Consider the following 19,310-nt stretch of genomic DNA (forward strand, 5'->3'; position numbering starts at 1 on the left):
TCGATAATATCCTGCAAGGCTTTCAGATTTAGTCATGGGATTGGGTTTCAACTGACCTCAATCTCATTCGAACGCTTCGCAGGGCCCAGTTGAGTGAACCTATGACCCTGCTGAGCGCAAAAGCAGCATGTCGACGCTACTGTTTGCACCTATTCCCGATTATACATGCATTTGTTGTTTCCAAAATCACGGTAGAGTGACCAGGATCTCCGCTCGGGAGTTCAACACCATCCGCAAGAATAAAGGTCACGCTGTGGCCACCTGTCAACCCCGCAGGATATTGTGGAATCGAATCTTTTACCCTGTAGTGGCCACTTGAAAGCACCTCTATTTTATTGTCGGCAATCAGTTGCAGCAAACCCGCCTGATCCGGCAAGACGACGTAGGGTTCAACATTCGTTTTGGCGACTAATTCGCTTGGATCAAAAACGATCAATCCGCCACGATAAAATCGCATCATTTCCCGAATGGTCCTACGATCTTGGGTGGGCATCGGTTTTGGGTTGCCTTCATCATCCAACGCTACCATGCCCTTGGCATCCAGTTGGTAACTCTGTTCTCCAATCGTAAAGCTCTTTGGTTCTTGGTACGCGCGTAGCGCCTGAGCCTGTTTTTCCTTAGAAGGAAGCCCCGAAGGAACCTGAATATGGTCTAGTGTGTAGGCTGCAATAGGATAGGATACACGTGCCGACATTCTGGCTGCTAACTCTTTTGAAAGTGCATTCAGTTTCTGTCCGGTCTTGGTGACGAATTTCCTAACACAACTACCGGGGGCGACAAATGTAACTGCCTCTGCATTGACCCCACTCACGGCCGCACCTGGGCCGAATTGCGAAGTACGGGGCTGTATGACAACGTTCTTAAGTCGGTCAGTGGCACCCTCAAATTTCCATACTATTGGATCGTAGGCTGTTGCAAAAACATAGAGTGGCGTTTCGCCGGGCTCGACAATAAAGGTCGCAGCAGTTGTCGGGGTTCCTTGCCCATTCAGTGCTATGTTTGAGAGTGCGGGTCCCTCATACCCTGAGAGAAGGACCAGTTCATGACCTTTGGGAACAGGCGGTGCTTCGCAGCGGGCAGCAGCTTTGTTGTTCGACGGGACATTCCGCTGCTTGGACGAATTGAGCAGATCAGAGTCTATGGCTCTGACTACTGCTGAGATTTCGACAATGTCAACTTTGCCATCCTTATTATAGTCGAATGCGAAAAGCTGATCGAGAGGATCGGTGCGGAACTGTTTTTCTTGCTGGTCGTCAAAGTAGTTTGCCAGCTCAAACAGGTTTAAATTGGCGTCTCCGTCTTGATCATACTCGGCTTGAGCTAGTGCTAGCTGAGCTCTGACGTGGTGTTTGATCAAATGGGATTGCGTTTTGATTTCTTCTTGTGAAATCTGAAAATCCCCGTTTAAATCATAAGCCATGATCGGCATCAGACTGCTGGCGCGCTGCTGTGCCTTGTGCTGTAAGATAGCAAATTCAACCACCTCCTTCGTCAACACGCCATCCGGCGCGTAGCGATAAATCTGGTTTGCCGCCTGTTGCAAGTATTGGTCTTTTGAACGGCTGACTTGCCTCAGTAGATCAGGCGCCAACTTGTTAGCAAAAGCGGTAATCTCTTCTTGGCTCTCTTGCTCCTGTGCGGCGGGCATTTCCGAAGTTGCTACCAGAAATGACAGAGCCGCGATTGCCAGGCCTCTAACACCGGTAACAGTTCGTCCAATTGGCAACATTTTTGTGAAGCTCCCTAAGATACGTTTTAACGAATAACTCTCAGTGTTTTTGCTGTGATTGTGCGAAGGCCAGTTGGCCCAGATATTTGCCAAACGTAACTGCCATCTTCGCGGACAGATGGTTCCGGCATTTCCGTTGCATCAATCAAATCGAGGTTAGAATCTCCGCGAATTTCAAACTCCGGAGCAGTTTTGGTCAAATCCTCTTCCTGAAGGAGAAAGATGTTTTGGCGACCATTTGACATGTCAATTTCCCGACGATTTGCCAATTGATCGCGAGAAAACCTAACATAGCCGCCTCGGGTGACATACATTCGTTCCGCTTCGGAGGACTCATCGCGAGCTCCGGGGTAATGAGGTTGATCAAGTAGTTTTGGGTTTTGCAAGTAACCCGGCATTGGCATCTTACGCAGTACCAACTCCGGAGCGAACCGGATTTGAAGCGGCTCTCTTTGAAAACCTCTAGGTGTTGTTGCGACAAGCCCGTAGTCAGTAAAGTTGATCGTCCATCCAGAGGACCCATCCAACCAAATCTCATCCAGACCGGGATCGCCAAGAATGGTTGTCTGCGGTGAACTTCGCAATCTGCCGTCATTGCGGATGATAAAGTAGTCCTTAACGCCGTTGGTCAAATCGATGGCATCCAATACACGTCTTGTATCATAGGATAAATGAAACATGGTCGATTGTTCTGCATGCCCTACAACTGGTGCCCGCCCATTGTTCTCTTCCAAAATGGGCTTTGGTAAGTGAATCTGAGCGGAGCGGCCGTCTTCTTGCTTCGATGATAGCCTCATCAATGTCGCGTCCGTGTGACCTTGAAGGGTCCAACAATTCGGATCAGCAATCGTCACACGATCAAGTTCATCCAAGAGAAGATGAATGTCTTCAGTATGCCAACTCAATAGATGTCCGGTCGCAATCTCAACCAAGTTGGCGGCACCATTGTTCAAGTTGAGCACCACTCTGTCCGCGTTGTGTCTAATCGAAGACAAGTCGGGGCGCGCAACCCCACCCACCTTCCACGTCAAAGTCGTTTCTGAAACATCATCCTGAGTGGCCTCTTCGACTTGTACGTCTGGACCCGCGGCTGCACCGAAATCCAGTGAATAACGGCCTAAAGGTCCCTCGGTCGACAAAATCGAGGACAAATCATTTCCCGTCACTACAAAAGTGCCAATAGGGACACGAACTTGTAGGTCATCGCCATCCAGTTTTGTTTTATAGAGTTCGTCCGAAAACGATGGACTTGGGAAATGGGTCCAATCCAAACGGGGATCCAAGACAACTGTATCAAACCAGTCAGCTTGAATCTCCACTTCGCCGTAGTCGGCGGATTGCAGGAATTCACCCAATACAACAAGTGAGTCAAACTGACCGTTCTTGACTTCGACAAGCTCGAATTCGCCGAAGATTCCGCGCCCAAGAACTTTCGTGATTGGCCCTGTGAACGCAATTCGGTCTAAACCTTCCCCTCCGCTCATTGAGCCGGTTATCTCTCCGCCAAGTGCGTACCGCTCGAACAGTCCGAGCTTGGAGTTCAAAGGATATCCGCAACTTGCAAAGGACACAGTGTCTTGAGCTTCTGAATGATCGGGAAAAAGCAGAGTGAAAAACACAAAGATAGTAAAAAGCTCGACCAATCCTGCCGATAAACGTCTCAGAGTTGGATTCTCGGTGTGATACATATTTCTTGATGCTTCCGAAATGATCTCTAAGCCAACCAACGTAATGTGAGCCTCACACTTCACCCCTCGCAGTCGATAAGGCAATCGAGTGTACGGCCCATAAGAAATGCACTGTTACCGTAACTGAGCTGGCTCAGATCACAACCCCTGATTGTGATCTATAGTGCTGATTCAAAAGTTAATTCCTTGAGACAAGAGGTGGCGCCATGCTCCAAAGGATCCGGTTAAGTGTTCACAAATCGGACTTTACCGCTCGTCATCCGAATGGAAGCTTTATCCGCCCTCCAGTCATTGACAATCTAACGCTGAATGTCCGGTCCTCGCGCATCGCGACATGCTGCCTAAGCGAAGTTTCGAATAGTGATGGAGGTCCGGTAAGGGCTCATAGTCCTGTATAGGCTTAACGCAGAGAACGACGGCTCTGAGCCCAAATAGGCCCGCTCTATCTCGATAACCTGATCGCGATTGCTTTCGCTTCAGCGAGTGAGGACGCAACAATCCTGCCAAACTCCACTACCGCATCTGGATTAACTTCGTTGTCGTTATAGTCTGCGGCAAGAAGTTGGTCATAATACTGTTGAATCATTTCTATCTGAAGAAGCAGGTCCCTTCGGGCGCAAAACGTATCCCACGGTGGTTCAGGAGTTTGGAAGTCTGCACAAGCGCTAGCCCCGTCGCTAATCGTTTCAGAAGCTGCTGCAACGTAGTAGAAGCTGCGGCCAAACCTCCGGTTCGCGGCTTCTGCTTTACTATACAACAACAATAGTTCGACCCACCCATAGTAACCGACCCTAAATGGAAATGTCTCACCAAATTCAAAGACTAAGTCTATGTTGTTGCTCAGTTTTTTGAATCCAGAACAACTCAAACGTATTCGGTTTTGCTGAGCATCATCTGATGTTGAGGCAGTAATCAGGTCCACTTCCGGGCTCTTTTTTAAACCGGCGTAATAGGGAAATGCGATGATCTTACCTTCATCATCAAATGGGTTTTCTCCAAAGTGGTACGGTGTTTCGACACAACCACGGAAATCTTCCGGTACACTGAATGTTAATCGGTTGTCCGCAACGGCGGTTGAAGTAAAAGAGCTTGCTAGGGCCGAGCTCATTACAAACAGAATTGTTCTTGTAACGATTTGCTTCACCTAAATGTCTATCATTCCAAATTACTTCATTTTTTTTGCCCATCCTCAAGTAGATATCAACTTTAACTCTTCTGCTGTTTGCAGACTTCCGAGGTCCGGAATGCGCGGTTTCTCGACTTGCTGCCCGAACGAGACAAGGGGTGTTGTTGAAGGTCCAGTAAGGGCTCACACATTCCGTTCGAAATCGCTTTAGAGAAGGGCCGCCGCGAGCCCGAACTACTCGATGCTGCGGCGACCGCGTAGGTCGGGCGAGCACCGGCATGCCTTCATCGCCCCGGATTTTTGAAGCGTTGAGGTCCGCAGTGTAAGCCAGCAATCGATCTGCAAAACCAGCGTAACCGCCTGTTTCATGGCATAAGACATCATCCACGGTTAGCAAGTGAAACTCCGGCAATCACCAGCGTGCCACCTATCAGCATGGAAGCCCCGACCGGTTCGTGCAGGATAGTTGCCCCAAGGGCCACCCCGAAGACGGGGACAAGATTGGTGAATACTGCCGTACGCTCCGGCCCAAGCGTGCGCACCCCGCTATAGTACCAAACAAATGGCACGACTGTTCCACCAATGGCCAGGTAGATGATGGCCAAAGTGCAGGTGAACGTGGGCAATTGCAGCACTTGCGCGGTGCCGGCCAGCGGCAACCCCAATGCCAGTAACATAGACCCAATTAGTGCAGCCCAAGTGGTTGCCGCCAGTGGCGAGAGACTTCCAAGCGCTTTGCGTCCAAGAAGCGTATAGCCCACCCAGCTGCCTACCGCAGCCAGCATGAACAGTTCTCCCCGTCCAAAACTCTGCTGGACGTCAGTCATCAGTCCGGCAACGTCCCCTCCGCTAATTACGATCACAGCCCCGGCTAGCGCCACACAAATCCCGGCAACTTGCCCAATCGGTAGAAGCCGTCGCGCAAGCAGCCCTCCGGCTATAGCCACGGCTATCGGATTGCATGCAACAAACAGTGCTGTTCGCGAAGCCGGCATCTCAGTCAGAGCGGCAAAGAAAAACAGGTTGTAAAGGCAGACGCCGGATAGCCCGAGAAAACCCACCAACACACTCTGCCGCCAGGTGAGGCGAGGCAAACCACCTTCTGTTTTCCACACGAGAAAAAGCAAGACCAGCGTTGCCAAGCCAAACCGAACCGTTGCAGCGACCAGCGGGGACATTTCACCTGAGACGATGCGACCAGCAACAAACGTGCCGCCCCACAGGAAGGCCACCATCGTGAGCCGGACGTAGATCAAAGCGTTCTGCGAGGCTATGGGATATGACAGGGCATGGGACATGGAGACACCTAAAACACCGGATTGCCCATGTCGAATTTCAGTTATACTATGTTATAGTCAAATGAGTATTTACTTATGACTTTTGGTCAACTTGAAATTTTCGCCACTCTTGCAGAAACGCGCGGATTTACAGCTGCTGCCTTGCGGCTTGGCATCAGCCAGCCCGCAGTGTCCCATGCCCTTAAAGGTCTCGAGGATGAGCTTGGCGTCAGGCTATTTGATCGCACCGTATCGCCAATCGAACTGACTCCGTTGGGCGAACGTCTTGTATCTCGCGCACGTGAAATTCTGGGATTGGCTGATGCCATGCATCAGGAGGCTTCGGAATATCGTGGTGTGCAGACCGGCAGATTGCGCATCGGGTCTTTTGGTGCGACGTCATCGTTGCAGATTTTACCGCGCCTTCTCGAAGCATTTCATGCAATCCATCCCGGCATTGAAGTACTGGTTGAGGAAGCCGCTGATGAGGAGATCATCCGGTGGATCGAAGACCGGCGCATTGATCTCGGCTTTGTTGTTTTACCAGATGAACGCTTCCGTACATGGCCTGTGGCGCAGGATCAGTTTGTCGCCTTGGTTGCCGCTGATAGCACTTTGGCCGGGCAGTCCTCTATCCGGTTGGAGCAGCTGTGCGAGATGCCATTTATCATGCCGGAATCTGGTTCTGCCCGGATCATTCGACGTCTGTTCACGCAGTCACGTCTCAGCCCAAATGTGCGGTACCGGACATCGCAGATGCTCAGCACTTTGACTATGGTTGCACGCAATCAGGGCGTATCGGTCGTGGCCGAGATGGCCTTGCCCCCAACGAACGGAAAAGAGGGCTGGGTCAGCAAGCCGCTGAATTCAGTCAGGACACGAAAAATTGGTCTCGCGATGCATCCTCACGCAACACCATCGCCTGCAGCGGTCGCTTTTATTGAGGTCGTGGAAAAAAGTAGAGACAATCTTTGACGACGTGTGCAAGGGAAAGAGGCGGTGTCTCGATTTGAACTTCTAACTTCAAATCGGGCATTAGAAAGACACCGCGTGGACGGCAGGTTTTTTACACTCACCCACCATTCGTCACCTCGCGCCGAACGTCCCGAACATGCGGATTGCGAACTGCCGCAGTGAAAATCCGCAGAGAGTCCAATTCACCCAATTTCGCACTTTGAAAGAGTTGCATTTCCGCCCCAGACATCACTGTCCTTATCAAGCCTCACTTGGCGCATAACTTCCATCTTTGCGGTGTACTTCACGCCCGCTGAGAGGCGGGTTAAAGACGCAGACAAGCCGAAGATCAGCGTCTATGGCTTGCACCAGGTGCCTGTCATGTTGATCCAAAGCATAGAGAGTAAATGGCTCAAGGGGTTGCCAGACTTCTCCGCCAAACGCTTTGATCTGACCCTTGCCCTCGATACAATAGCAAGCCTCTAGATGATGGGTGTATTCAAGTTCAAGCACCGCACCCTCTTTGATGATCGTATCCGTCAGCGAAAATCCCATTCCATCTGAGGCAAGCAGCAACCTTCTGCTTTTCCAACCCGGGCCGGAAACGTCCCGATCTGTTCCAAGGATATCTTTGAGTGCCTTAACAATCATCTTTCACCGTCTCATTTCTACTTAACCGCACGGTTCATCCCGCCGTCGGACAAGATGCTCTGACCATTGATATACCGGGCTCCATCGCTGGCGAGAAACACGCAAGCCTGTCCTATTTCCTCGAATGTCGCAGGCCGCTGCGCCGGTATGGACCTGCGGGCTTCTTCAGAAAGGTTGACGTTCTCGCAGAACCCGGGGAGCAGGTTGTTCATGCGAATATTGTGCCGGGCATAACGATCCCCGTAAAGCTTTGAGAAACTGTGCAATGCGCCACGCAGCATGCTCATGGGGTAGGGCGCGCGTGGCTCGAGGGCGTTCATGGACGAGATGTTTACGAATGCACCCCCACCTTGTTCGATCAGAATAGGTGTGACGATACGTGCGATCTTCACAACGTTCAGCACATACATGTCCAGGCTTTCGTGCCACAATTCGTCGCTGAGTTCCAAAAGCGGCCCGTCAAAATCGGGATCGAACCCAACTGTCTTGATGGCTTCTGGCACCGATCCACCGTGCCCCATGTTGCTGACGATAGCGTCGATCCGCCCATATTTGCTCATCGTGTTGTCGATCATCGCCTGTAGATCATCAACATCCAGCACAGATCCGCGCCGGCCGAGGCCGCCGAGTTCCTCCGCCAATTCCACCGAGCGATTTGACGGTGACATCAGTGAGACCTTGTAGCCAGCCTTTGCCATTTCAATAGCGCATCCCCGGCCAATGCCCTGTCCTGTACCTGTCATGAGTGCAACTTTGGTTTCAGCCATGATCTTTCCTTTCAATGAGTGCCTATTGTGTGAGGTTTGTTGAGCCGAAAGTACTCTAACCTTCTAAAATCAAAGGAACCTATCGAGTTTTTGGCAGTTCGCTGTTAGATTTTCTCACATGGCGGAAAACCTCAGACACCTTCGTGCCCTTCAGGCCTTTGATGAAACCGCAACCCACTCCAGCCTGACCAAGGCGGCGGATGTTCTAAACGTCACTCACGGGGCGATCAGTCGTCAGATCAAGCTGCTGGAACTGCACCTTGGCGTGACGCTCTTTCATCGCCGCCCCAATGGTATTGAACTGACCAAAGCCGGAGAGCGCTTGTATCAATCAACACGCGGTGCGTTTTCGGCATTGCAGCTGGGCGTAATGGAGGTGAAGCGACTTCATCATCGTCATTCGATTACGGTGTCATTGTCGACGTCGCTTGCGCTCAAATGGCTTGTTCCGCTGCTTAGTTCGTTTCAGCAAGAGCACCCTGGTATCGCATTGTTGCTGGACACCAATGATGCCTATGCAGATTTTGACACATCTGAGGTCGATGTGGCCCTGCGGTTTGGTGAACCTCGATGGGACGGCCTGTATCATGAGCAAATAAGGCAAGAGGAACTGATCGTTGTGGCCGCCCCCGCTCTTGTTGAGGAAACGCGGATACCAATGCGGGCCGAGGATGTGGCTGCTCTCCCACTATTGCATGATGCCTTCAACGTCGGATGGGAAAGCTGGGCTGCGCAAGTCGGACTGAACGTTGATCAGATCAACTCGCAAAGCATCAAGTATGTGGATAGCGCTGTTCTTTTGGAGGCCGCGATTGATGGGCAGGGCGTGGCGTTGGCGAGACATCTATTGGCGGAGAGGGATTTGAGGCTCGGCCGGCTAGTCCGGCTCGATGAAAGCAGCGTTCCACTGGATCGTGGTCTCTACTTCGTTTGCCGCCCTGGCGATCAGGAACGAGCCACGGTGAGAATCTTCAAGAAGTGGCTCATGTCGATTTGAGATCCGGGTTTTGATCGAAGCACCGCGAGAGCGATCGCTAGATTACCTATAGCAGTAGTGAGCTTTGTCCCGGTAAGCCGTCTTTGCCAGTTGACACTTGACGTCTGCAATTTTGCGGTTCGCGACTTGCTGCACTAGCGAAAGACCGAAGTGTGACCAACGGCGGCTTTGGGTTCGATCGCTGACTTTCCCTGCATACAAGATCTATGGCTGCTATATCGGTGGATGAAATGATGGTGCTTTGGATCCGCTGATGATCTGACCACTCAATCACTGATCGCTTCACTTGCCACCCGCTTGACCGTTGATAGCTCGCTTGAGGTAACGCCGTGAGAGGTTCTGATCCGACCTAAGAAGATTTTTCAAAACATACTTTAGTATGGGAAGTTATCTTTTTTGCGCAGAGATATGCGTCCGTGTGTCCGTCAGAAGCCGTGATCTGTTGCTAGCTCAGGTCTATCAACAGCGTTCTGAGGCGACATTGCGAGTATTACACGAAACGCCAGGGTCGGACCTGGATTGGAAGGTAAAAGCACCGCTGATCGTGGAGACACCCTCTGGTGCCGTGGTCACGATTGAACGCTGGTCGCTTGCGGGATTGGAATGGCCCGACGATGCGCCAGAATGCCCCAAGGCTGCTACACTCAGTGTACCATTTCAGGGAGTTGATATCCGTTTCCCGGTACGCCTATCCAAGCCAAACTCGAATTCCACAGTGCAATTGGAGGGCCTGAGCGGTCGACAACGCGAGACTCTGGCGCTCTTCTATCGCTCACTTTTGTCTGGGCGAATGGCCAGCAGCGGCGACGTGATAACCAGCCTCGATACTCCGGTTGATTTGGTGCCGATGGAGGAAACTGAAGGCGAGCAATCCCGAAAACCCGTGAGGTTTCTTCCACGTTCTCTGCGTGTTGCATTCAATGTGGCGATCTACCTTCTAATCGCTGCGGCGGTTGTAGGTGTCATAGGCAACAACATCTTTACCAACCTGGATCGGATCGACATTCAACACGGTCGGGTGCTGGCACCCATGATCCCCTCTTTCCCACCGGCCAAAGGTTACATCAAGCAAATTGCGGTGACGCCCGGGCAGGAGGTGCTGGAGGGTGATCTTCTATTCCTAATGGACGACGCGGAAGCAGAGGCGGCTCTCAAACGAACAGAAGCGGAATTGGCGTTGGCGCGCGCAGAGCTCTCAAATGTCAATGACGCCCTATTGAACCTTCAGTCCCAGTCCAGCTCTGAAATTCTGGCCGAAAGAGTTGCTACAGCCATGCGTTTTTACGCTGAGTTTGTACAGGACGGTGGGTTTGACGATATGCGACGCCAATGGCTCAGCCTTCGCGAACGCAATCCGGATCTGGCGCAGTCTGTAGACCCCGTTCTTATAGTGACGAACCTGCTGAAAGCCGAAGAGCGAAACCGCTCGTCTGCAGTAAAGGCGTTGGAAGCGACCAGAGAAGCACAGCAACAGATAATAGAAAGCAACCACGTTCGTGCGACCACAGACGGGGTGGTTCAGGATTTCACTGTCAGGGCAGGGCAACCATTTCGCGGCACACCGGAAGAACTGATTTTCGAAACTGCTGAGCCTCGCATGACTATAGGATGGGTGTCTGAGCGGTTTGCCGAAACGATCTACATCGGAATGCCAGCGACGATCGGGTTTAACGAAAAGGGTGATAGGATCAGCATCCCCGGAGAGGTCTGGGATGTGCGCGCCGGGGACAACCCGGAGCGGCCCGGAGAGTTTGGGATTATTGTCACTGTTCGTCCAACCGGCCTGTCTTCACGACAAACCAAAACCCGTTTGCGATTGGGAGCCCCAGTCAATCTGGAAGCGAAGCGACAGTTGGGAACACGGTTTGGCACTTGGATAAAGTCTATGGACCCTCGTAGCGGCCAACCCCATGACTGAGTATGAGTTCGACAAGGATCTGGCGCGGCGATTGAGGCAACTGCAATCAGATGTTCCCAACTATTTTTGCAAGTGGTCTCTACCGCAGTTCACGCTGTTTCTGTTGTTGTTCATGGGGCTGCTTTGGCTATTGGCGAATGTGCCGAACCGGTTTTTTAATCCAAGCGTTTTGCATGTCACGATGGTCCTTGGAACGCTTGGGCTTTGGCGATTTGGCTGGTGGTTTACCCATGCATTGAGGGCCCAAATTTACGCTAAAGCCAAATGGCCGGGAATGCGGCGCCGCGCCGACGTGCTTTGGGATGCAGGATGGCGGCCCAAGCGTCTCCACATTCAGATGACAACGTATTTTGAGGAACCCTCGATCACCAAACGCGTCGTAGGGTCGATACTTGGGCAAATCCGACGCGAACGGATTCCGACAACGATCTATATCGGCACGGGCAGCGCATACGACGAGCAGATCATCCGCGACTTTGTTGAAACCTATGCACAGGATATTCCGGACGAATTGGCCACGCTTGTATTTGTCCGTCAGAACCAGCCGGGCAAAAGGATGGCGATTGGCCTGATCCTTCGGGCCATTTGCCGCTCTGGCGCACACCCTGATGATCTGGTGATCTTCATGGACGGAGACGCCCTGTTTGGCGGGGATGTTTTACGCAAAACCCTGCCAATGTTTGCAAGTGATCCAGAGCTGCAGGCGCTGACGACAGATGAAGAGGTCATTTGCTATGGCCCGGTTTGGATCGCTAAATGGCTGGACATGCGATTTGCTCAACGCCGTCTCGCGATGCAAAGCCATGCTTTGTCGGGCCGCGTTTTGACACTGACGGGTCGAATGAGCGTCTTTCGAGCCAGGCATATTCTGGACGAGAAGTTCATTCGCACGATCGAAGCAGACCATCTGCATCACTGGCTCTGGGGCAACTTCCGGTTTCTGTCCGGGGACGACAAATCAACGTGGTATCGACTGCTGAGCGTAGGCGCGAAAATGACCTATGTGCCGGATGCAACTGTCTACACAATCGAGGTCATCAAAGAAAACGGCCTCATGCGGATGGTTCAAAACTTCCGCCGCTGGTCGGGCAATATGCTGCGGAACGGAAGCCGCGCGATCGCTCTTGGACCAACTGCAATGCCATTTTTCATCTGGTGGTGCGTTGTTGACCAACGGATCGCCATGTGGACCATGATGGTCAGCCCGGTCATGGCCGTCGTCGGCAGCATGATCGCGCCGGGCTACTTCTGGAACTGCATCATCTGGGTGCTGTTTTCACGGATCGTGCTGTGTCTGTTCCTGTTCGGCTACAGTAGGCGCGCGGACATGAGTTGGCCGTTCATCCTGTATCTCAACCAAGTGATCAACGCGACGGTCAAAATCTACATGATCTTTCATTTGTCCAAACAGAAATGGTCGAACAGAGGCAATCAAAGCTCAGGCGGTGGGTCGGGCTTTGTCGAAACGCTGAAAAGCGGCTTTGCCAAGTTCCAGATGGCCACTGCAATCCTGACGTTTCTAACCGCGATCCTGATCTATGTTGGTTTGATCGAGATGCCGTTCGGCTAGCAGACCTATCCTTTCGATAGGTGAATTAAGCCTATGAAACACAGTGTTAAACACAAGGGTCGGTAACCTGAGATCAGACTTGTAATGAAGAGGTTTCAAATGATTCAGCCGATTATCCTTGCTGGTGGTTCCGGCACCCGTCTCTGGCCCGTTTCTCGTAAGAGTTACCCTAAGCAGTTCGTGGAACTGGCAGGTGAGCAGAGCCTGTTTCAGAGAACAATCGAACGTGTATCCGAGCCCGGATTTTCTGCACCGCTGATCGTGACGGGCGAAGACTACAGGTTTATTGCACAGCAACAGTTGGCAGATATTGATGCCGAAAAATCTGAACTGATCATTGAACCAGTTGGTCGCAATACCTCCGCCGCGGTTTTGGCCGCAGCTTTGCGCTACAAGGAAGAGCCGGAAACGGTCCTGCTTGTCTTGCCCAGCGATCACGCAATTGAGGATGTATCCGCGTTCCGTCGAACTATGGTGCGGGCGGAGAAAACAGCCAAGCGCGGTAAGATCGTCACGTTCGGCATCAAACCCGATCATGCCGCGACGGGCTACGGGTACCTGAGAGTCGCAGGAGGGTACCAAGGTGCACTGCTGATATCTACTTTTGCGGAAAAGCCAGATGTCGAAACCGCGAAGGGCATGTTGGAAAGCGGTGACTGGTTGTGGAATGCCGGGATCTTCATGTTTAGGGTCGATACTGTGCTAAAGGCTTTCGAAGCTCATGCCCCTGAAATGTCTGCACCGGTCGAGGCTGCATTGGCGCTTGGTCAAAGGGATCTTGGTTTCTACCGAATGGACCAAAACGCCTTTTCCAAGTGTCCGAGCCTCTCGTTTGATCATGCGGTGATGGAGCATGTCGAAACTGGTGTTGTGGCTTTTGAATTGGACTGCGGATGGTCCGATCTGGGCAGTTGGAAATCGGTGAAGGATCAGGGGCAGCTCGATGAGGGGGCGAATGTCACTTCTGGAAATTCGACTGCCATTGATTGCCGCGATAGCCTGCTGAGGTCGGAAAACCCGGATATCAAATTAGTCGGGCTGGGTTTGAAGGACATAGTCGCAGTCGCAACCGACGATGGAATTTTGGTTGCTGACATGTCGCACAGCGCCGAAGTCGGCAAGGTCGTGGACGAATTGCGCAACGAAGGGTCTGACCAGGCCGAGATGTTCCGCAGGTGTCATCGGCCGTGGGGCTACTATGAAACCCTTTCGCTGGGTCCTCGGTTTCAGGTCAAACGGATTATGGTCTTACCTGGCGCCAAGCTTTCACTACAAAGCCATGTACACCGTGCAGAACACTGGGTTGTTGTCAGTGGTTCTGCGCGCGTGACTGTCGGTGACAATGTCAGCCTGCTTTCCGAGAATGAATCGACCTTCATTCCGCTGGGTGCCGTGCACCGTCTGGAGAATCCAGGAAAGCTGCCACTGAATCTGATTGAGGTTCAATCAGGATGTTATCTGGGTGAAGACGATATTGTCAGATACGAGGATGTCTATGACCGTGTCGCCGTAGCTTGAAACGCCAAATACCTTCCCTCCTGAAAACTGGCCCGCGTGGAACTCCACGCGGGTATTTTCTCTCGTATGGGATTGGTGACCATTCGTATAGGTCCGGCATCATTTGAGCACTGCGCATAGTCCCCCGATATGTTTTGCAATTTTATCAGCGCGTTACCTTGGATTCAAATCGGAGGTATTTCTATGGAACTCAGAAAGATTGCGCAGAACGACGCCGAAATAGTAATCCCAGTGTCTTCGCAGAAATCACGGATCAGTGTTGTAGGGCTGGGGTATGTTGGGGCCGTATCAACTGCATGTTTGGCGTCGCTTGGACACGAGGTCATAGGCGTTGATATCGACCCCGATAAAGTGGGTCAGATTGCGCGCGGTGAGAGCCCGATCCACGAAGAAAATCTCGGCTCAACGCTCAAACAGGGCGTTCAAAAGGGGCTGATCTCTGCAACGGACGATCTGAGCGCAGCTGTACGCGAAACTGACGTTACCTTTGTGTCGGTAGGAACACCAACCGCTCCGGATGGGGGCTGCGACTATAGCTATATAGAACAGGCAGCCCGCTCGATGGCAGTTGGCCTTCGCCAAAAAGATGGATTCCACATCTTTGCCATGCGCTGTTCGATCCCGCCCGGAACCACGATGAACGTATTGGTTCCGATCCTTGAGCGGCTTTCAGAAAAGGAGATGGGCCAGGACTTTGGGGTGTGCTTCAATCCTGAGTTTCTGCGGGAAGGCGTTGCCATAGATGACTTCCATAACCCTCCGAAAACAGTGCTTGGCACCAACGATTTTCGCACGGCGGAAGTCATGAAGCGCATCTTCGTGCCGGTTGATCCAAATCCCATTTTGACAACGGTCGAAGTGGCTGAGACGATCAAATATGTCGACAATGTATGGCACGCGACCAAGGTTTGCTTTGCCAACGAAGTCGGACGCTTGTGCAAGCCGCTGGGCGTCGACAGCCACGCGGTCATGGATGTCTTTACCCAAGATACAAAGCTGAACCTGTCCCCTTACTACCTGAAGCCGGGCTTTGCTTATGGCGGCTCATGCCTGCCGAAAGAGGTGCGGGCGGTAACACATATAGCCGAAGAACTGGGTGTCGAACTGCCCATGATCGGCAACCTTGACCGCTCAAATCGAGAGCAGATCGATCAAGCGACCGAGATGTTGCGAAAGACGGGGGCCAGGCGCGTTGGGGTTCTGGGGCTGGCGTTCAAACCTGGCACCGACGATCTGCGCGAAAGCCCTATTCTGGAAGTCATGGCCGAGCTCCATGCCGAGGGGGTGGAGTTGGTCCTGCATGATCCGGCGGTGACAAAAGAAACCCCTCTGAGTGGGTTGCAAGCCTACATGCATCACGCTGGCTCTGGCATTCGAAGCCTCGCGGGATCCATCAAATCGATGCTTTGCGACAGCATAGAAGACGTAATGGAACAGGCCGAGGCTGTCATCGTTTGCCACCGCAACCCCGCTTATCAGAACGCCGTTTCCAGTAAACCGGAGATGCCTGTCGTGGATGTGGTGCGCTTGTTCCCCGAGAACCCGGTGAACCGTCGGATCGACGGCATCGGTTGGTAAATTTTTACTCCAAATAGCTGAAAGTAAGAGGTGAAATGATGCCTGCGGTATCTTCAAATGTAATTTCAGGAACGGGTTTGTCCGATCAACTTGTTGGCGGAAGTGAGCAGGAGACCCTGATAGGGCTTGCCGGAAACGATGAGATCCAAGGGCAAGCCGGCGATGATGTGTTGCACGGCGACTATGCCGAGGCAAACTTGCTGGAAGGCACAGAAGGTGCTGTCAGTTTTTCCGACTACGCCGAGAACGGCGAATGGGGGTTGATTGATCTTGCAAACGGCCATCAACAGATGGAACAGCAGATCACGACCGAAGCGGGCGGGGTCTATGAACTGAACCTGGATCTCGCGACAAATTTTGCTGCAGGTCGTTCCGGGGCTGCCGTCGAAGTACTGGTCGATGGTGAGGTGGTCGCTGAGTTTTCTTCTCAGAGCGGTGCTTTCGGATCTCATTCCGTTCAATTCACGGCTGACGATGACAGCTCGACCATTACGATCAGATCGATTGATGTGTCAGGCAACGGTCCAACAATTGATACGTCCGGTCCTGCGTTTCACTATGACAAGGATGTCGAGATTGGCGGACAAACCGTGACGGTTTCCGCATTCGCCGATGGGCAATCAAATCTCTATCAGGTTCTAAATGGAACACTGCATGTGTTTGATGTCGAAACCCAAGCCTATGAAATGGCGGGCGTCGAGGGCACGGTCAATGTGAACTCGATGGGTTACAATACGGAAGACGACCTTCTGTATGCCATCGCAGTAGGCGACGGCGTGGATTCACTGGGACAGGTGGTTAGCCGCTCTGATTTGGTGATGCTGGACGCCGAGGGAAACAGCTACCGTGTTGGCAGCACGCCATATCGGTCTTGGACCGGGGATTTTGATGATCAGGGCAACCTTTGGTCGTTTCAATCCAGTATGGACCGCATCGCAGTCATCGATGTTGATCAGCTTGATGCGGATGGAAATCCGGTAACCACAGTATACAAGTTGCCATCCGATCTTGTGGATTTCAAAGTCTACGATGTTGCGTTCGACGCGGCCTCACAGTCGTTCTACGGTGTCTCTCGCCCAAGTTCCGAAGGTGCAGCTACGGTTATGTTGATCGTTGATATCTCTTCGGGCGAACCCGATTTTCGAACGGTTTCAGTCACATCGACAGTGATTAACGGTGAAGTCCTGAATGGGGTCCCGCTAATGACGTTTGGTGCGGCAATCATTGACGCGGACGGAAACCTGTTTGTTGGTGGCAACTCTGGTGACCACGACATGGATGACTCGACACCTGCAACAGGCGCGATTTTCCAGGTCATCGTGGATGATGTGACCGGCGAGGCTAGTTTGCACCTTATCGAAGAGGCGCCGAAATCGTATTCGAATGATGGTGCCGCCGACCCGACAGCAACCAGTCCGTTTGCGCCCGTCGATTTGGATGCAAGCGTTTTGGTCAAGGATCTGACACTTGTTGCGACTACCGAAGGCGCGTTGAGCTACGATGATGACCTTTCGGGCAATGCTGGTAGCGATGCCCTATACGGTGGGATTGGCACAGACACCCTGACGGGTGGTAGTTCAGGCGACGTGCTTGAAGGGGATGACGGCAACGATCTGCTTCACGGTGGAGCGGGCATCGGTGCCGCCAGCGGCATTGTCTCGCAATATGACGAAGACGGTGTGCGGTACGACCAGTTTGGCAATGTTCTTACAGAAGACGATGACTCGTTGTTCGGCGGGCAGGGCGACGATCACCTGATGGGCTCGGCTGGGCACGACATGCTGGATGGTGGGATCGGCAACGACATTTTGGATGGAGGTTCAGGCTTTGACATTCTCATCGGTGGTCAGGGCGATGACACACTCCGCGGTGGATCCGAAGCTGACACTTTGCGAGGTGAAGACGGCCAAGACGTTATGGACGGTGGCTCGGGCAATGATGAGATGTTCGGTGGCACTGGCGACGACCAAATTGATGGCGGGTCTGGCGCGGATGTCCTGAACGGTGGCGATGGCAGTGATAATTTGTCAGGTGGATCCGGTGATGATTTTCTGTCCGGGGACGACGGAAAAGACACGCTATCCGGAGGATCTGGCAACGATGACCTAGATGGCGGTGCGGGCGACGACAGTCTCTCTGGGGGCTCAGGTGATGATACCGCGATAGGCGGTCTCGGCGCGGATACTTTGGATGGCGGATCCGGAAACGACACATTAGCTGGCGGTGAGGGCTCCGACACGTTGAAGGGTGGTTCTGACGATGACGAGTTGAATGGGGGTGCTGGCAACGATTATCTGAATGGCTCCAGCGGTGACGACGTTCTGGACGGAGGTTCAGGGAAAGATCGGCTTTACCTTGGCGCAGGAGATGATCAAGCCACCGGTGGCGCTGATGCAGACAGGTTCATTTTCCGCGATGAGGATCTGGACGGGTCGACCGATACGATCACAGATTTTTCGCTCAGCGATGGCGATTTACTCGATCTGCGTGCGCTCAACATCGATAGTGGCGGAGCTGATACATCTGACTGGTTTAATGCCAACGCTGAAATCGTGGGCGGGACCGATGTCTACGTAACTTTGTCACCGGATACGACATTAATCCTTGAAGGCGTAGCGTCGGATTTCGACCAACTCTACGATCACTTTCTATTCTGAAGTCCCCCCTGCGGACCCGGGTCACTCGAATCCTGCATCCCGAGCGATCAGAGCGGCCTGGGTCCGGTTTTTTGCATTGAGTTTCTTGCAAAGGGTCCGAACATGCAGCTTGATCGTGACTTCCTGAAGGTCCAGCTCTCGCGCGATTTCCTTGTTGGACTGTCCACGGCACAATCCGCGTAGAACCTGTTTTTCCCGCTGGCTGAGCTGACGGGAAAAGTCGCTTTCTTTGACATCGCCATCCATACTTAGAACGCTGGCCGGGACGAAGGTTTCGCCGGCGATCATAAATCGCACCGCGTTGACCAGGGATTTGGCGCCCATGGTTTTGGGCAAGAAACCAACGGCGCCCATTTCGACCGCTTCCTGTGCGATCTTGTTTGGTGCCGTCCCGCTCAATATCGCAAAAGCCTGTTCAGGGAATTGACGAATTGCGTCTGAAAGCCCTTCGATCCCGTTCATGCCCGGCATTTCAAAGTCTAACAGGACCAGGTCGAATGGATCTTCGGATGACAGCAATTTCATCGCAGCCATGTAGTCGGGTACGGCAACAACTGCCGCGCGCCCCTCGGTTTCGAGGTAGGATGAGATCGTGTCACGGACCAAACCGTGATCATCAGCCAATAGAATTCGCATCGATATCGGTGACCTTGAACAAATGCTTTGATCCGATTTTATCGCACCCGGAATAGTTGAACCACCAAAAGGGTTACTATTTGACGAACTTTGCAAATTCATGTTGTTTTCCTAAACTATTACTCTTTGACGCTGGCCGCCAAAGCTTCATTATCGCACTTCGCGAAAACTTTGATTGCATGGTTTGGGACGTCGAAAGTTCGCAAATTAGGCTGATGGTGTGACCTTTGGTGCGCTGAACTAT

The 19,310-nt window shown here is 52.5% G+C and carries 14 protein-coding genes; 7 read left to right on the plus strand and 7 right to left on the minus strand.

Going from position 1 to position 19,310, the window contains the following annotated elements; all coding sequences use genetic code 11:
* Window positions 1–136 precede the first annotated feature (136 nt).
* From ACR0CW_RS10640 to ACR0CW_RS10655, 4 genes are all read right to left on the minus strand, one after another.
* Window positions 137–1,822: an EF-hand domain-containing protein gene (locus tag ACR0CW_RS10640; protein ID WP_480787754.1), complete on the minus strand. Its 1,686-nt coding sequence runs from the start codon at window positions 1,820–1,822 to the stop codon at window positions 137–139.
* On the minus strand, window positions 1,756–3,417 hold the full coding sequence (locus tag ACR0CW_RS10645; protein WP_480787755.1) for a hypothetical protein: 1,662 nt from the start codon (window positions 3,415–3,417) through the stop codon (window positions 1,756–1,758). Before ACR0CW_RS10645 ends, ACR0CW_RS10640 begins: the two co-directional genes overlap by 67 nt.
* 442 nt (window positions 3,418–3,859) lie before the next feature.
* Window positions 3,860–4,561: a hypothetical protein gene (locus ACR0CW_RS10650; RefSeq protein ID WP_480787756.1), complete on the minus strand. Its 702-nt coding sequence runs from the start codon at window positions 4,559–4,561 to the stop codon at window positions 3,860–3,862.
* Between the two features lie 362 nt (window positions 4,562–4,923).
* Window positions 4,924–5,841: a DMT family transporter gene (locus ACR0CW_RS10655; RefSeq protein WP_480787757.1), complete on the minus strand. Its 918-nt coding sequence runs from the start codon at window positions 5,839–5,841 to the stop codon at window positions 4,924–4,926.
* A gap of 75 nt (window positions 5,842–5,916) precedes the next feature.
* Between ACR0CW_RS10655 and ACR0CW_RS10660 the strand changes: the two genes are divergently transcribed.
* Window positions 5,917–6,795 carry a LysR family transcriptional regulator gene (locus tag ACR0CW_RS10660; RefSeq protein WP_480787758.1) on the plus strand — a complete coding sequence of 293 codons (879 nt, stop codon included), beginning with the start codon at window positions 5,917–5,919 and terminating at the stop codon, window positions 6,793–6,795.
* A gap of 240 nt (window positions 6,796–7,035) precedes the next feature.
* Here ACR0CW_RS10660 and ACR0CW_RS10665 read toward each other — a convergent pair whose 3' ends face one another.
* Complete coding sequence (locus ACR0CW_RS10665; RefSeq protein ID WP_155150316.1) at window positions 7,036–7,425, minus strand: ectoine synthase; 390 nt, start codon at window positions 7,423–7,425, stop codon at window positions 7,036–7,038.
* A 17-nt stretch (window positions 7,426–7,442) separates the two neighbouring features.
* Window positions 7,443–8,192, minus strand: a complete 750-nt coding sequence (locus tag ACR0CW_RS10670) for an SDR family oxidoreductase (protein WP_480787759.1) — start codon at window positions 8,190–8,192, stop codon at window positions 7,443–7,445.
* A gap of 118 nt (window positions 8,193–8,310) precedes the next feature.
* Between ACR0CW_RS10670 and ACR0CW_RS10675 the strand changes: the two genes are divergently transcribed.
* The 6 genes from ACR0CW_RS10675 to ACR0CW_RS10700 all read left to right on the plus strand — a co-directional run bounded on the left by ACR0CW_RS10675 (window position 8,311) and on the right by ACR0CW_RS10700 (window position 18,430).
* Window positions 8,311–9,189 (plus strand): LysR substrate-binding domain-containing protein, encoded by an 879-nt coding sequence (locus ACR0CW_RS10675; protein ID WP_480787760.1) that lies wholly within the window; start codon window positions 8,311–8,313, stop codon window positions 9,187–9,189.
* 418 nt (window positions 9,190–9,607) lie between these two features.
* Entirely contained in the window at window positions 9,608–11,107 is a 1,500-nt protein-coding gene (locus ACR0CW_RS10680) for an HlyD family secretion protein (RefSeq protein WP_480787761.1), read from the plus strand.
* A complete protein-coding gene (locus ACR0CW_RS10685) occupies window positions 11,100–12,677 on the plus strand; it encodes a glycosyltransferase (RefSeq protein ID WP_170331981.1) in 1,578 nt (525 codons plus the stop codon). The genes ACR0CW_RS10680 and ACR0CW_RS10685 overlap by 8 nt, the downstream gene beginning before the upstream one ends.
* A 99-nt stretch (window positions 12,678–12,776) precedes the next feature.
* Window positions 12,777–14,195, plus strand: coding sequence for a mannose-1-phosphate guanylyltransferase/mannose-6-phosphate isomerase (locus ACR0CW_RS10690; RefSeq protein WP_480787762.1), 1,419 nt, complete (start codon window positions 12,777–12,779; stop codon window positions 14,193–14,195).
* Window positions 14,196–14,378: 183 nt separating this feature from the next.
* Complete coding sequence (locus ACR0CW_RS10695; protein ID WP_480787763.1) at window positions 14,379–15,773, plus strand: nucleotide sugar dehydrogenase; 1,395 nt, start codon at window positions 14,379–14,381, stop codon at window positions 15,771–15,773.
* A 77-nt stretch (window positions 15,774–15,850) separates the two neighbouring features.
* On the plus strand, window positions 15,851–18,430 hold the full coding sequence (locus tag ACR0CW_RS10700) for a calcium-binding protein (protein WP_480787764.1): 2,580 nt from the start codon (window positions 15,851–15,853) through the stop codon (window positions 18,428–18,430).
* A 21-nt stretch (window positions 18,431–18,451) separates the two neighbouring features.
* Here the strand turns inward: ACR0CW_RS10700 and ACR0CW_RS10705 are convergent, their stop codons facing one another.
* Window positions 18,452–19,066 carry a response regulator transcription factor gene (locus ACR0CW_RS10705; RefSeq protein ID WP_170424629.1) on the minus strand — a complete coding sequence of 205 codons (615 nt, stop codon included), beginning with the start codon at window positions 19,064–19,066 and terminating at the stop codon, window positions 18,452–18,454.
* Between the last annotated feature and the right edge of the window lie 244 nt (window positions 19,067–19,310).

This window comes from Ruegeria sp. CH6 (assembly GCF_056537005.1).

Bases quoted from the DNA above. Each gene is read 5' to 3' on its own strand.
- ACR0CW_RS10665 (WP_155150316.1), bottom strand. From the start codon at position 7,425: ATGATTGTTAAGGCACTCAAAGATATCCTTGGAACAGATCGGGACGTT.
- ACR0CW_RS10655 (WP_480787757.1), bottom strand. From the start codon at position 5,841: ATGTCCCATGCCCTGTCATATCCCATAGCCTCGCAGAACGCTTTGATC.
- ACR0CW_RS10690 (WP_480787762.1), top strand. From the start codon at position 12,777: ATGATTCAGCCGATTATCCTTGCTGGTGGTTCCGGCACCCGTCTCTGG.
- ACR0CW_RS10670 (WP_480787759.1), bottom strand. From the start codon at position 8,192: ATGGCTGAAACCAAAGTTGCACTCATGACAGGTACAGGACAGGGCATT.
- ACR0CW_RS10705 (WP_170424629.1), bottom strand. From the start codon at position 19,066: ATGCGAATTCTATTGGCTGATGATCACGGTTTGGTCCGTGACACGATC.
- ACR0CW_RS10660 (WP_480787758.1), top strand. From the start codon at position 5,917: ATGACTTTTGGTCAACTTGAAATTTTCGCCACTCTTGCAGAAACGCGC.
- ACR0CW_RS10675 (WP_480787760.1), top strand. From the start codon at position 8,311: ATGGCGGAAAACCTCAGACACCTTCGTGCCCTTCAGGCCTTTGATGAA.
- ACR0CW_RS10695 (WP_480787763.1), top strand. From the start codon at position 14,379: ATGGAACTCAGAAAGATTGCGCAGAACGACGCCGAAATAGTAATCCCA.
- ACR0CW_RS10685 (WP_170331981.1), top strand. From the start codon at position 11,100: ATGACTGAGTATGAGTTCGACAAGGATCTGGCGCGGCGATTGAGGCAA.
- ACR0CW_RS10645 (WP_480787755.1), bottom strand. From the start codon at position 3,417: ATGTATCACACCGAGAATCCAACTCTGAGACGTTTATCGGCAGGATTG.